Origin of the sequence: Anabaenopsis arnoldii (genome assembly GCF_028331025.1) — a bacterium.
Classification (GTDB): domain Bacteria; phylum Cyanobacteriota; class Cyanobacteriia; order Cyanobacteriales; family Nostocaceae; genus Anabaenopsis; species Anabaenopsis arnoldii.
Genome location: NZ_JAQMUH010000036.1, coordinates 1 through 13,876, shown reverse-complemented (window position 1 = coordinate 13,876; position 13,876 = coordinate 1). Strand labels below are relative to the sequence as shown.

At 43.1% G+C, this 13,876-nt stretch carries 12 protein-coding genes and 2 pseudogenes; 7 read left to right on the top strand and 7 right to left on the bottom strand.

From position 1 onward, the window contains the following. Positions 1–34: 34 nt before the first annotated feature. Entirely contained in the window at positions 35–880 is an 846-nt protein-coding gene (locus tag PN457_RS02905) for a lysophospholipid acyltransferase family protein (RefSeq protein WP_271731224.1), read from the bottom strand. An 828-nt stretch (positions 881–1,708) separates the two neighbouring features. Between PN457_RS02905 and PN457_RS02900 the strand changes: the two genes are divergently transcribed. Next, a complete protein-coding gene (locus tag PN457_RS02900; RefSeq protein ID WP_271731223.1) occupies positions 1,709–2,143 on the top strand; it encodes a ferritin-like domain-containing protein in 435 nt (144 codons plus the stop codon). A gap of 88 nt (positions 2,144–2,231) precedes the next feature. Next, positions 2,232–3,176, top strand: coding sequence for an FTR1 family iron permease (locus tag PN457_RS02895; protein WP_271731221.1), 945 nt, complete (start codon positions 2,232–2,234; stop codon positions 3,174–3,176). A gap of 267 nt (positions 3,177–3,443) precedes the next feature. Here PN457_RS02895 and PN457_RS02890 read toward each other — a convergent pair. Then, positions 3,444–3,803 (bottom strand): annotated as a pseudogene (locus PN457_RS02890) (thioredoxin domain-containing protein); the annotation flags it as partial. Between the two features lie 162 nt (positions 3,804–3,965). Continuing rightward, positions 3,966–4,121, bottom strand: coding sequence for a hypothetical protein (locus PN457_RS02885; protein WP_271731220.1), 156 nt, complete (start codon positions 4,119–4,121; stop codon positions 3,966–3,968). A 594-nt stretch (positions 4,122–4,715) separates the two neighbouring features. On the opposite strand from PN457_RS02885, the gene clpP reads away from it, so the two are divergent. Beyond that, entirely contained in the window at positions 4,716–5,327 is a 612-nt protein-coding gene (clpP, locus tag PN457_RS02880; RefSeq protein ID WP_271731218.1) for an ATP-dependent Clp endopeptidase proteolytic subunit ClpP, read from the top strand. A gap of 48 nt (positions 5,328–5,375) precedes the next feature. On the opposite strand, the gene PN457_RS02875 is transcribed toward clpP, so the two are convergent. Next, positions 5,376–6,239, bottom strand: coding sequence for a hypothetical protein (locus PN457_RS02875; RefSeq protein WP_271731217.1), 864 nt, complete (start codon positions 6,237–6,239; stop codon positions 5,376–5,378). A gap of 1,232 nt (positions 6,240–7,471) precedes the next feature. Here PN457_RS02875 and PN457_RS02870 point away from each other — a divergent pair. From PN457_RS02870 to PN457_RS02855, 4 genes are all read left to right on the top strand, one after another. Beyond that, positions 7,472–9,808, top strand: a complete 2,337-nt coding sequence (locus tag PN457_RS02870) for a ribonuclease R family protein (protein WP_271731216.1) — start codon at positions 7,472–7,474, stop codon at positions 9,806–9,808. Between the two features lie 20 nt (positions 9,809–9,828). Further along, positions 9,829–10,449, top strand: a complete 621-nt coding sequence (locus PN457_RS02865) for a flavin prenyltransferase UbiX (RefSeq protein WP_271731214.1) — start codon at positions 9,829–9,831, stop codon at positions 10,447–10,449. A gap of 61 nt (positions 10,450–10,510) precedes the next feature. Then, positions 10,511–11,215 (top strand): LapA family protein, encoded by a 705-nt coding sequence (locus PN457_RS02860; RefSeq protein WP_271731242.1) that lies wholly within the window; start codon positions 10,511–10,513, stop codon positions 11,213–11,215. Between the two features lie 247 nt (positions 11,216–11,462). Then, complete coding sequence (locus tag PN457_RS02855; protein WP_271731212.1) at positions 11,463–12,008, top strand: shikimate kinase; 546 nt, start codon at positions 11,463–11,465, stop codon at positions 12,006–12,008. Between the two features lie 19 nt (positions 12,009–12,027). Here the strand turns inward: PN457_RS02855 and PN457_RS02850 are convergent, their stop codons facing one another. The 3 genes and pseudogenes from PN457_RS02850 to PN457_RS02840 form a co-directional block, all read right to left on the bottom strand. Next, positions 12,028–12,213, bottom strand: a complete 186-nt coding sequence (locus tag PN457_RS02850; RefSeq protein ID WP_271731211.1) for a PCP reductase family protein — start codon at positions 12,211–12,213, stop codon at positions 12,028–12,030. 122 nt (positions 12,214–12,335) lie between these two features. Continuing rightward, entirely contained in the window at positions 12,336–13,724 is a 1,389-nt protein-coding gene (psbC, locus tag PN457_RS02845; protein ID WP_200988592.1) for a photosystem II reaction center protein CP43, read from the bottom strand. After that, positions 13,708–13,876, bottom strand: a pseudogene (locus tag PN457_RS02840) (photosystem II D2 protein (photosystem q(a) protein)); the annotation flags it as partial. The pseudogene PN457_RS02840 and the gene psbC, both read right to left, overlap by 17 nt.

Below are 13,876 nucleotides of genomic sequence, written 5' to 3'. Positions count from 1 at the left end.
ATACTTACTCCTGGTCTCCTAATTTTGTCAATAATTAGGTGGCACTGTCCTGGACTAATTGGTCTAACTCTTCCTGCATCCGATTGACAACTAATTCATAGCAATGATTGACATACTTATGATCGCTAGCGGCTTCTCGACCGTAGCGTTCAAATACAATGGGTTTACATACCCTCGTATGAATAGACATCGGCAATGGGATATTAGGAAGAGGCCCAATTGCTAATCCCCAGGGTAATCCCAAATAAATAGGAAATACTACCGGGTCAACTCCAAACAACCAAGGCATTCCCCATTTATGGAGTTGCTCTAGAATTTTATACAAGTCAGCTAACACGATTAAGGTATCATGAGCGCCCGTAGAAATCACAGGTACAATCGGTACATTTTCCCGCAGAGCTAACTTGATAAATCCTTTCCGTCCGGCAAAATAAATTTTATGCCGCAAATAATGTGGTCGAAACACGTCTTGTGCTCCACCAGGGTAAACCAGTAGGCTCGCACCGGAACGCAAAGCGGAGTAAGCCATTTTTGGGTGAGCTATCACGGCTCCAGTCTTGGCAGCAATTTTTGCTATTTCTGGGCTGAGTTCCCATACTTTGGGGTGCATGAGTCCGTAAACCGGTTTCTCACAGCCAAATTTTCGGAACCAGTCGTACATGATCATTGACATATCAGGGGTCGCCAGTCCTCCATTGTGAGAACCAACAAACAGTACTTTCTCTTCCGGTGGAATATGCTCCCAACCACTGGTTTGAACTCGAAAGTAGTAATGATATAAAAAACTCAGCAACGGCATGAGGTTGGCGATGAAATTTGGGTCTCGTTCATCTAATGACCAGCCTATTTTTTTTTCGCTTTTATGTTTTGTTTGTAACATCTATGAATATTAACAGATTTAGTAAAAAGGTAACTAGAGGAACTATCCTAGTCAAATGAGACTAGTATTGACACCTATATTTTAATCTATATCCATAATATATCTTAAGGAAAACAGTTTCCCTTGAATTAGGGCTGCTACTCTTGTCTTACCACTTCTGATCAGCATTATATAGGTTTTTTTCATACAGATACATCTCTATCGTTTTCCCATGTATGGCCAAAAATTCCACTCCAGCCATATCAGCTTTTATTAAATTTGGACACATCCCATAGGAAGATGACTAACTGCAAAAATAACAGGTACATTAATCCGGGATGTTGTTATGCACTGGATTTATAGTGAGGTTTGGCTGATGGCCAAACCTCTTTTATTATTCCTAGCTAGAAAAATACTTGGACTGATGAAATTATTCAAAGTGTTTTTGTAAGTTGTTTACTTCGGCTAATGCTTATACTTAATAATAATTCATCTTAACTCTGCAATAGCAGAATATACTTTAATACTAATTAAGTATTTTTCCTAAATTTACTATTGGTGACGGCTCAAAACAAGCTGGAGTATGTAATTAATTATTAAATCTTAGCAGTAAAAATACTGGCAAATTTTACCAAAAAATTAATAGCTGTTGAGAAATTATCTTAAGAATTATGAAAAAATTGAGTATTCCCGCCATGCGATCGCATTTACTTAATTGGTATCACACACACGGGAGTTTAAAATAAATGGGAAGTGAGGCCATAGTTAATGTCTAAGACTCTAAACCAATAAACTATACCTCCTAACTCCATACTGATAACTCCCATTCCTAAATCTAACTAACAACCGATGCAAGAGCTTGACAAACAAAAGACCATCGACATACTGAACGCTATCATGGAATTTGAACTAGCCGGAGTAGTCCGCTACACCCATTATTCCCTGATGGTCACCGGACCTAATCGCATACCCATTGTCAATTTTTTCAAAGCCCAGGCCAGTGAATCTCTACTTCACGCCCAACAGGTAGGAGAAATTCTCACGGGTTTAGATGGGCATCCCTCTCTAAAAATCGCCCCGATGGAAGAGACTTACGAGCATACAGTCAAGAATATTTTGGCGGAAAGTTTATTCCATGAAAACAAAGCACTGGATTTGTATAAAACTCTCCTAGGCACTGTCAGTAATGCTAGCATTTATCTAGAAGAATTTGCTCGTGGCATGATTGGGCAAGAAGAGATGCATAGTCTCGAATTGAAAAAAATGCTCCGGGATTTCAGCTAAAAGTTAAGGACCGGGTATTGGGGGTATTGGAATTTTTCCTTACTCTCTATTCCCTATTCCCTATTCCCTATTCCCTATTCCCCAAATTATGAATATCACTACCGCTCTACCTAGTTTTGTGATTACACTCCGAGAAGGAGTAGAAGCTGCCCTCGTTGTTGGCATTGTCCTAGCTTTACTTCAAAAAGCCAACCAATCGCGACTCAATCCTTGGGTATATGCTGGTGTGGCTGTTGGCATTGTCATTAGTGCTTTGATGGGTGTGTTATTTACTTGGTTAATTCAAACACTGGGAACAGTAAACCCTCAGTATACCTCGGTGATTGAGCCAATGCTGAAGGCTTTGTTTACTGTCCTTGCCATCGCTATGCTCAGCTGGATGCTCATCTGGATGACTAAACAAGCCAGGTTTATGAAAGCCCAAGTTGAAGGAGCAGTCACAGAAGCGCTCACACACAACTCAAATGCCGGGTGGGGCGTTTTTAGTTTAATTTTAGTTGCTGTTGTCCGTGAAGGTTTTGAAACTGTTCTATTTATTGCTGCTAATTTTCAACAGGGATTTGTACCGGTCTTCGGTGCAATTGCTGGTTTAGTAGGGGCAGCTGCTATTGGAGTGTTACTATTTAAGTGGGGTGTCAAAATCAATCTGCGCCAGTTCTTCCAAGTGATGGGTGTTTTATTGGTATTGATTGTTGCCGGTTTAGTGGTTTCTGCCTTGAAGCATTTTGATCAAGGTTTTGCTAACCTCGCTTTGAGTGGTAGCACCTCCGATAATATCTGTTTCTATTACGATCACTTCAGGAACATCCACTCTTGCGTTTTGGGTCCCATGGTGTGGAATACTGAACGAATATTGCCAGATAAACAATTTCCCGGCATTATTCTCAAATCTTTACTTGGTTACAGAGACCATCTCTACTTAGTACAGGGGATTGGTTACGTTTTATTTTTGACAACTGTGGGGTTACTTTATTTCCGCAGTCTAACTGGTAATGTTTCAAATTACCGGAATAATTCACTCAAAAACTCATGATTATTATGATGTCTACCCACCTATGATCAAAAGTTTTCAGTGGTGACTAAACTCCTAAATACGAGTAAAAATTTTTTACCACACTAAAACCTATGAAAAATGCGAGTAAACACACAAGGCAAAATTCCACAAGGGAACCATGACGGCGCTACTCGCTATTATCTATACAAGGTTTTAAGACTGAAAAAAGCTACATATCATTATACAGTAATCATGCCAAAATTACTATTAAAAAGATAACAAATATTATTGCTGATGTTCTTATCTACCCCCCAAGGCTAAATCTAGTTCCCTTTGAGTACAAACTTGTTTGCCATCATACCGCGATTTTTCTTCCCTATCGGAGAAGCGAGTCCCTCGTAATGCTAATTCTGCATAGGGGATCATCGGGAACCTATTACATGATTGATTCCGAGTAATTACGGCTGTGCTAATTTCCCAACTTTAGCGAAGTAATTCATTTTCCTGAACTTGATTTCTGGCTCCATCTTGCAACACCGCAGAGGTAAGCAGAGACTCAATAATTAGTGCTTTACGTTGGCTTAAATCTTCTTTTTCTGTATCGCAGTAGTGGCGCAAGGCTTGCAATACTTGCAGAAATCCGGCACGACCATAGGGCGTTTCCACAGCAAGGCGATTAGTCATAACTCATAAGCCAATATTTGCCCTACTCAGTTTACCCTGTTCCCGTGGAGTTTTAGCCTACAAACTCTATCGATGAACAAAAAACTCAACCAGGGACTTATGCCTCAAGTGCAGGACTATATGCTCATGGGAGCGGCTGGTTATTTATTTGAAAGAGCGCAGTAGAAAGCTGACAATTGTAACTCGCGTTTCGGCTATTGATGAAGTTACCCTAGTTTGAATTCGATGATTAGTGCTTAGTCCTGCTATTAGGTGGAGTAAAAAGGTAATTATGGCGGCTTGCACAAGTTTTTCAGGCATGGCAGTTATCCTTATTCTTATTGTTGATAGGAGTTCAAGTAGCAGCGACTTCTGTAAATACGCTTTACTATTGGTTTAGCGGACTTGACCGGATTAATTGCATAATTGATCAACCAAAACCTAAGAAATGTTGGAAATATTACCAATAGTTCAAATAAATTTACTTTTACACTCGCCATATTCAGGTTTAATTCTAGATCCACAGCTGATGTGGAAAAGCAAAGTCTTGTCTGAGACATCACCTGTTGATTTTTAAATTTTTTCCTCCATGACCACATGGAGATACAGACATAGACGTTTATCCTCTATAAAAAGTGTCCAGGAGGATTTTTTTCATCTCTCAATTAGAGGAACAATCAGCAAAATTTGGGACAAAACTAGCCATCAGCCATTCACTGCACTCGCCACATATTGATCCCACAACTTCCAGTCAAAGAAGAAAACCAGGGCGATAGATTCTGGTAGAACTCCAATAAAAAATGTCTTCGCGCCCTACCTGTTTGGCTTCGCCCAATGTCAGCCCACCCTCGGTAGGCAGGAAGAGTGTCAACCCGATAAGATAGATGTAAAATTAAGATACTACAAGCACGCTGCATGATTCCTATCGTTGTTGAACAATCCGGTCGGGGCGAACGCGCCTTTGATATCTACTCACGACTCTTGCGTGAGCGGATCATATTTTTGGGACAACAGGTTGATAACGAGATTGCAAATTTGATTGTTGCCCAATTGCTATTCTTGGACGCTGAAGACTCGGAGAAGGATATTTATTTGTATATTAATTCTCCTGGTGGTTCGGTAATGGCTGGTATGGGAATTTTTGACACTATGAAGCACATTCGTCCCGATGTTTGTACCATTTGTACTGGACTGGCGGCAAGTATGGGCGCTTTTCTACTCAGTGCAGGTGCTAAGGGTAAGCGAATGAGTCTACCCCATTCTCGGATTATGATTCATCAACCCTTGGGTGGCGCTCAGGGGCAGGCGACTGATATTGAAATTCAGGCACGTGAGATATTATACCACAAGCAACGACTTAATGAATATTTAGCTGAACATACTGGTCAACCAATTGAGCGTATTGCTGAAGATACCGAACGGGACTTCTTTATGTCCCCAGAGGAAGCTAAGGAATATGGATTGATTGATGAGGTTATTGACCGTCACGCTGCTGGTAGCCGTCCAGTTGCTGTTCTCAATCAGTAGCTGTAGACTTGGGGATCAGGACGCAAGCCCCAAATCCCCCATCCCGGATTAAAATCCCGCTACCGGGTCTGGTTGAGACTCCAGATGTTTGAGAAATCCGTGTAATTCTTCTGCTGTGAGTAAAGTGCGAGACCGCTTACCGTAGGCTTGAATTAAATGGTCTCTTCCCTGTTCTGGTGTCCAACCTAGACGCTGAAGTTCCACATCTGTTTTTGCAATCACATCAGACAAATCAACTGGTTCACTGGTGTTCTTTTGTTTACCTGCTCCTGTGTGATCAGTCCCATGGTCTTGGAGGTTAGAACTGCGGGGTGTAAATGGTGTAACATTACCCGCAAATCTCTGATGTTTTGGCTGATGATCAGTGATTGTCTGATCATCTTCCACTGAGTTATATAATTCTAGTGGTGGGTTGTCATTTACTGAAGCATTTGGATAAAAATCGGGGCTGTATGTATGGACATTATCAGCAATATCCGTGCTCACTGTTACTGAATCGGATGGGATAATCTGTTTATTGACCTGCGGTAGAGTTCTTTGAATATCATTGGGTGCTGACCACTGGCTACTGCTATAGTCTTCATCTATCACCGGGGAATAGTTACTCTCATTGGGGTGGTTCAATTTCACCCTAGTGTTGTTCCAAGTAGGATTTGACTCCATTGGTGATGCTACTGGCTGAGTGCATTCTACCGTTACCTGTGCAGAATTATTTATACCCAAAACCATTAATGCTCTAGTTCGGGCTTGGTCTTCTGCTGCTTCTACGGTTTCTGCCCCCGCCATAGCAGTAGCACGGGTGAGATTTTCAATTTGCACGCTAGCCCGGACAATATATTTCCCTTGGAAAATTTGCACTAATTCAGTAATAATACTGCCGTTGGGATATAACCTATGGAATTGAGCCAACATCAACATAATACTGCCACCAATCTCAATGTGCTACTTTTTCCTCTGTTCTGATTCATTGAGGCTGAATATTTCTGAGTATTAACTAAAAATTCTAGAATTTTAACGATTGATTATTCATCCGACATATTCAACTTTGCCCACTTAAATGCTTTTCAGGATAATACTCCCAAAAAAAAGCACAAATTAAAAGTTTTTACTTGACTCAGAATTCAGGAATCAGAAATCAGTTCTGTCCCAATTTTAGCCGATTGCGATGGGCGCACTGTCAGAGGCAATGGCATCTCTTGAGCATGGGGGTGATTGACATGCTATACTGTTTACCCAATTCTATACTTGGAATTATTTCCTATAAGTACGCATTAAATCTACAATAATGGAGATAAGGTTCCCCGCAGTTGCTTCAAGCTGCTTAAGTGATTGTTACCGATTCTATATGTAGGAAAATCAGGTTTACGGCCAGTTTATTCTACTTACACATCAGGAGAACATGGTTTGAAAGCACCTGAAATCTAGACAATCAAACACTTGTGGTTTTACCCGGTAGCACTTGTGGTCACCGTGAGTGAGTTGTCTTAAACCAGCCTATGAGTAAAACTCATTCCGTAATTACCTAGAGTTGCTCAATTCCAATCAAGTGTACTGTATTCAAGTCTAGTTGTAGGGGCTGCTCTATCCAGACGAACTCACCAGATGATTTTATAGTGCGAGGTATGGCTACGCCACGCAAGCTATTGTAGATATAAAGTGGCTGACCGTAAGGGTGAAACTCCTAACCCTGCCTTACGGAACCCTTCGTTTCCTCTAAGCGTGCGGTTAGGCAGAAATGACCGACGATCTGATAAGAAGTCGTTGTCTATCATGCCCCCGGGCTTGACGCGCAGCGTCCCCCCATGGGAGAAAGCTACAAATAAAACTGACTTTTTTTTGGAAACTGAAAAACCCCTCTCCAAACCTCTCTGCTCCCAGGAGAGATAGTTTAAAATTTCCCCCTTCTCCTTGTAGAAAAGGGTTAGGTAGAAGAGGTAGGGAAAGGGGATTGGGGGGTGAGGTTATACGATAATCTTTCCTCATGACCTGAAAAGTCAGCAGAGCAAAGGTTCTTTTGAGTTTTGCGTAGCAGCAAAGCGCCCCTGTAAGCCGTATTCGCGCAGCGTCTCCCCTTGGGAGAAGGTATACAGGAAAGGGCCAGATTAAATGAAAAATGATGTTTTGACCAAAGGTCGGTTCACTGCATGGAATTTTCTATCGCTACACTCCTTGCCAATTTCACTGATGATAAATTGGTAGCTCGTAAAGTTTTGGAAAAGAAACTGGGTTGTGAGGATGAAATTAGTTTACAAAAACTTCACATTGCCTTGGAAGTTCTCGAAAAAATCGGAATTCTGGTGAAAGAACGCGGCAAATATCGCCGGGTGGCAGAAGAAGGCGTAATTGAGGCCAAGCTCCGTTGTTCTAGTAAGGGCTTTTGCTTTGCTATTCAAGATGTGGAAGGCTCTGAGGATATTTATATTCGCGAAAGTCATCTGAGTAATGCTTGGAATGGCGATCGCGTTTTGGTAAGAGTCCTCAAAGAAGGTAGTCGTCGTCGTTCTCCAGAAGGAGAAGTGAAGCTGATCCTAGAACGGTCTAACCATACTTTACTAGCGCGAATTAAGGCAGTAGACAACGGTTTCCGTGCTGTACCCTTAGATGATCGGTTGTTGTTTGAACTCAAAATCCAAACAAACAGCATGAAGTTAGAAGAAGCTATTGACCACCTGGCTCATGTGGAGGTTTTGCGTTATCCCTTGGCACAATATCCTCCTTTGGGTCGAGTGGTACAAATCCTGGGTAGCGATGCCGAGGCTGCTGCTGATATAGATTTGGTCACTTGTAAGCATGATCTATCACGTAATTTCCCGGAGATTGTGATAGACGCAGCTGCTAAGTTGCCCAGAAGGCTCCTGAAGGCAGACCTGAAAGACAAACTAGATTTACGCAATTTATTTACTCTGACTATTGCGGGTGTAAATTGTGATGCAAAATTTAGGGAAAATGCTTTCAGTTTGGAGAAAACAGCGGAGGGACATTGGCTGCTAGGTTTTCATATTGCTGATGTTTCCCATTATGTCCACCCTGATGAACCCTTAGATAGAGAATGCGCGAAGCGGGGGAGGTCAGTTTACCTGGGCGACTTATTGCTGCCTATGTTACCGGAATCAGTGGCAGATCTCTGTTCGTTAGTACCACTAAGCGACCGGCTGGCGCTGTCTTTCTTAATTGCTATTGACCCCAGGTCTGGAGAGGTTTTGGAGTGGGAAATTCAACCTAGCGTTATCAATGTAGATACGGCAGTGAGTGGGGAACAAGCAGAAGCTATTCTGACCGGTGAATTTCAAGGTCAACCACTAAAGGTGATTGAGATTCTGCAAGGGTTGGAAACTCTACGCAAGGCTGTGAAACTAAGACGGTTAAGTCGTGGTAGTTTACAGTTGAATCTACCACCTAACCAAAACCCCTATGCAGATGAGGGGATCTTAGGAGCGGTATTGGTGAATGATTTACCAGTGCGCTCGCTCTTGACCGAGTTTGTGCTATTGGTTAATGAACTCATGGCTCAACATCTGAGTGCTTTAGGCATCCCCGCCATTTGGCGAGTCCAAGGCGTACCTGATACAGAAGATGTTCAGGAAATGCTGAAATTAGCCATCAATTTAGGCGTAGAACTAGCATTAGAAGCAGACGTAGATATCCAACCTTTAGATTATCAGCACTTAACTAGGGCTTTTGCCGAATCCCCATCGGAGCAAGTTCTGACCTATCTCTTACAAGACACACTCAAGCCATCTGCCTATAGCACCACTAAAGGATTCCACTTTGGTTTATCACTACCACAATATACTCACTGTACTTCTCCCCTGCGACGATACCCAGATTTGCTCATGCAAAGAGTGTATCATATGCTGCTAGAGTATGGACGTGATCGCCGCAACACCCGGGTGAAAGAGCGAGTTAACCTGCGCCACTCCTCTTCTCACAATGAAATTAACTGGAACGTGTTACCGCCAGAATTGCAACAGGAACTGCAAAGCGACCTGAATCGGGTAATTATCCAGATTAACGACCGAGAAAAACAAGTCCAAGAAGCCGAAGCCGATTTAGCCGGACTGCAAAAAGCCCAACTGATGAAACAGCGCATCGGTCAGGTATTCCAAGGTGTAATTACTGGGGTGCAGTCTTATGGGTTCTTTGTGGAAATTGAAGTCCCAGGCGCAGAATCTATATCAGAAGAAGATATCAGCGTACCTTTACGAGTGGAAGGACTGGTACATGTCAGTTCCCTCAAAGATGATTGGTATGAATACCGCGCCAGACAACAGGCACTATTTGGGCGCAAAAATCGAGCTTCTTACAGACTAGGCGATCGCGTAGCTGTGCAAGTTAAAAGTGTCGATTACTATCGTCAGCAAATTGATTTAGTAACTGTCAGCAATGATCTTGTATCTCAAGGTTTTGATGTTAATGCTAGTCAAAACGACACATCAGATATCTACTTACCCAGTAACTTAGATACTTATGCAGACGATTAATAAACTTTATTCAAGCCGCCGTGTCCACAAACTCTAAACCACTTATATTAGGCATATCTGGTGCTTCTGGTCTCATCTACGCCGTTCGTGCCCTCAAATATCTGCTGGCTGCAGATTATGAGATTGAACTAGTTGCTTCTAAATCAACTTACATGGTTTGGAGCAGCGAACAGGAAACTCGAATGCCGGCTGAACCATCAGCACAAGAACAATTCTGGCGAGAACAAGCTGGAGTAGCCGTTGGGGGCAAACTACGCTGTCATCCTTGGGGTGATGTGGGCGCCGGAATCGCCAGTGGTTCTTTTCGCACCTTGGGGATGATCATCATGCCATGCAGCATGAGTACAGTGGCAAAGCTAGCAGTTGGCTTAAGTTCTGACCTACTAGAACGGGCTGCCGATGTCCAGATTAAAGAAGGCCGAAAGCTAGTCATAGTCCCCCGAGAAACACCATTCAGCCTCATTCACCTACGAAACTTAACAAGTTTGGCAGAAACTGGAGTCAGGGTCGTACCAGCCATTCCGGCTTGGTATCACAATCCTCAAACCATTGATGACTTAGTGGATTTTGTAGTTGCTCGTGGTTTAGATCAACTAGATATTGATTGCATTCCCATTCAGAGGTGGCAAGGAAGTAAGTAAAGGTAAAATTTAATCAATTTTGTCTTTAGTTGATTTCGTAACTTTGACTTTTGCCTTTTATATGGCTGTAATTCGCTTAATTCTTTTAGTAGCAGTACTAGGAATACTCACACTATTGTTAGTTCAAAATTGGTCCCCTGTTCTCCCACTAGTATTTTTGGGTACGCGAACTCTACCGTTACCACTGGCAATGTGGATTGTTTTTAGTACTGCTGCTGGTGTTTTTACATCGCTCCTGATTACTATCCTCCTGAACATACCAATTGATTTTGGGGGGCAAGAAGAAGAAGAAGAAGAACGCCAAAGACCATTTAAATCAACGGCCACTTCACCCCGCGGGAAAGCGGCATTTAGGGAGGAACCTTTCAGCAAGCCTTCTAGAGCGACCGGCGCAACCGGTAAAACAGAGTCAGCCACCAGTAACACGTTTGACGATTGGGATACAAATGACAGCAGAACTGATGATTGGGACTTTGACAGCGCACCACCAGAACCCCGGACTTCTGGTCCTCAAACCACCTACGAACGCCAACAAGAACCTCAAAGCAGTTCTAAATCTGGTTCTGTTTACTCTTATAACTATCGTGAGCCAAAAAATACCGCCGTGGGAAAAACTGAATCCATTTACGATGCTGATTACCGGGTAATCAGACCACCATTACAACAACCGACTACTAATCAAGATGAGGATCAAGCTGATGATGACGACTGGAAGTTTTTTGAAGATGATGATTTAGAGGATGAAGATGACCCCTCGCGTAAATAAGCTTTTAACTAGTGGGTACAATTGGGCGCTAGCTCTGACCAGGCAGATACTAAACCATGATCAGAGCGAGTATGGTACAGAACTTGTATACCGCAGTGGTAAATGGTTTGGTTGCTTTCCTCAATATAGAGAAACTGTACCTACTGGCACTTCTCCAGAGTCAAGCAAGAAGTAAACGCTAAATCTACTTAGGTAAATTTAGAGAAGTTGTATAGACAAATATATCTTTAATGGAGTGAAATAACTGGTGAGCAGCTTATTGCAAGGAGTCAACCTGTATTTAATTGGCATGATGGGCGCAGGTAAAACCACGGTAGGAAAATTACTAGCACAGCATCTGGGTTATAGGTTTTTAGATACTGATGATGTCATTACTAAATCAGTAGGAAGATCCATTAATCAGGTGTTTGCCCAAGAAGGTGAAGCAGCATTTCGCCAGTTAGAAAGCGATGTACTGGCACAAGTTTGTGCTTATACCCATTTGACTATAGCAACAGGTGGAGGCATCGTATTACGACAAAAAAACTGGAGTTACCTCCGCCATGGTTTAGTTGTATGGCTAGACGTACCAGTAGAATTACTGTACACACGCATAGCAGAGGATACTACAAGACCATTGTTAGAAGATGCCGATCCCAAGGGCAAATTGCGATCGCTTCTCGAAGAACGAAAACCACTTTACTCCCAAGCTGACCTCAAAATCACCCTGAGAGCAGAAGCCACACCTGAAGAAATTGCTAACAGAGTCATAGAAGCAATTCCTGGTGTTCTCAAACCAAAAGTTTCTCCCTGAACTAGTTATGGGAGCATGACTACTGTCCAAATTCCAGCCTAGCCTGTTCCACCAAATCGGCTGTGACCACCTTTTTATCTGCTTGACGTGCCAAGTGCTCAATACTAGCTCTAGCTTGGGAACGGGCAAAAAAGGGAATATTCTGCAATTTTTGCTGCGCTTCTAATGTCCAGCGCAAAGCATCGCTAAAATTTTTATTGCTCATAATGATTTCTTGATGATGCAATTAGTTCAATTCTCTCATATCCTGGGGACGAAAAAAAGCCCTTGTTATTAAACAAGGGCAACTAAAAAGGTGATTGTCAGTGATGAAACAAAACCTATAACCTAGTCAATGTCATTCATGAACATAACTGGCTCAGTTTCGCGGTTAATTCCCTTTTCAAAGCCACCAGCACCAGCGCGGGCGCGACCAGCGTGCCATAGGTGACCAATGAGGAAGAAGAAACCTAATACATAGTGAGATGTTGCTAACCAAGCACGTGGAGATACGTAATTGAAGGAGTTAATTTCCGTAGCAACACCACCCACGGAGTTCAGAGAACCCAAAGGCGCGTGGGTCATGTATTCAGCAGCACGACGTGCTTGCCAAGGCTGAATATCATTCTTGATTTTATCCAGGTCAAGACCGTTAGGACCACGTAGAGGCTCTAACCAAGGGCCTTGGAAATCCCAGAAGCGCATGGTTTCACCACCGAAGATAATTTCACCAGTGGGAGAGCGCATCAAATATTTACCCAGACCTGTGGGTCCTTGTGCAGAACCGACGTTAGCACCTAAGCGTTGGTCACGAATTAAGAAGGTCAAAGCTTGAGCTTGAGAAGCTTCAGAAGCAGTCGGACCAAAGAATTCGCTGGGGTAAACAGTGTTGTTATACCAAACCATTGTGGAGGCGATGAATCCCATTAAGGAAAGAGCGCCCAAGCTGTAGGAAAGGTAAGCTTCGCCAGACCAAATGAACGCACGACGCGCCCAAGCAAAAGGCTTGGTGAGGATATGCCAAATACCACCAGAAATACAGATAAAGGCAATCCAGATGTGACCACCAATGACATCTTCCATGTTATTGACGCTGACAATCCAGCCGTCGCCACCAAAAGGAGACTTGATCAAATAACCGAAGATCACAGCGGGGTTGAGTGTTGGGTTAGTAATAACACGAACATCACCACCACCAGGTGCCCAGGTATCATACACACCGCCAAAGAACATGGCTTTGAGCACCAACAGCAGCGCCCCACATCCGAGAATTATCAGGTGGAAGCCGATGATGTTGGTCATCTTGTTTTTGTCTTTCCAGTCATAACCAAAGAAGGAGGAATACTCTTCTAAGGTTTCTGGTCCACGAACAGCATGATAAATACCGCCAAAACCCAAGACAGCTGAAGAAATGAGGTGAAGTACACCAACAACAAAGTAGGGGAAGGTGTCGATAACTTCACCACCAGGACCAACGCCCCATCCCAGGGTGGCGATGTGAGGAAGCAGGATTAAACCCTGTTCGTACATCGGCTTTTCAGGAATGAAGTGAGCGACTTCAAATAAAGTCATCGCTCCGGCCCAGAATACAATCAAACCAGCATGGGCAACGTGAGCGCCCAGTAGTTTACCAGATAGGTTGATTAAACGAGCGTTACCAGACCACCAAGCAAAACCTGTGGATTCTTGATCACGTCCACCGCCTAATACAGTCGGTCTATTAGAGAGCGTTACCACGAGGTAGAACCTCCTCAGGGAATACAAATTGTTTGTGAGGCTGATCTTGAGGAGCCATCCAAGCGCGGATACCCTCGTTCAGCAAAATGTTTTTGGTATAGAAAGTTTCAAACTCTGGGTCTTCTGCTGCCCGCAATTCTTGGGAAACGAAG

Excerpts from the sequence above, each read along its gene's own strand:
- PN457_RS02905 (WP_271731224.1), bottom strand. The coding sequence starts at position 880 with ATGTTACAAACAAAACATAAAAGCGAAAAAAAAATAGGCTGGTCATTA.
- PN457_RS02900 (WP_271731223.1), top strand. The coding sequence starts at position 1,709 with ATGCAAGAGCTTGACAAACAAAAGACCATCGACATACTGAACGCTATC.
- PN457_RS02895 (WP_271731221.1), top strand. The coding sequence starts at position 2,232 with ATGAATATCACTACCGCTCTACCTAGTTTTGTGATTACACTCCGAGAA.
- PN457_RS02885 (WP_271731220.1), bottom strand. The coding sequence starts at position 4,121 with ATGCCTGAAAAACTTGTGCAAGCCGCCATAATTACCTTTTTACTCCAC.
- clpP (WP_271731218.1), top strand. The coding sequence starts at position 4,716 with ATGATTCCTATCGTTGTTGAACAATCCGGTCGGGGCGAACGCGCCTTT.
- PN457_RS02875 (WP_271731217.1), bottom strand. The coding sequence starts at position 6,239 with ATGTTGGCTCAATTCCATAGGTTATATCCCAACGGCAGTATTATTACT.
- PN457_RS02870 (WP_271731216.1), top strand. The coding sequence starts at position 7,472 with ATGGAATTTTCTATCGCTACACTCCTTGCCAATTTCACTGATGATAAA.
- PN457_RS02860 (WP_271731242.1), top strand. The coding sequence starts at position 10,511 with ATGGCTGTAATTCGCTTAATTCTTTTAGTAGCAGTACTAGGAATACTC.
- PN457_RS02850 (WP_271731211.1), bottom strand. The coding sequence starts at position 12,213 with ATGAGCAATAAAAATTTTAGCGATGCTTTGCGCTGGACATTAGAAGCG.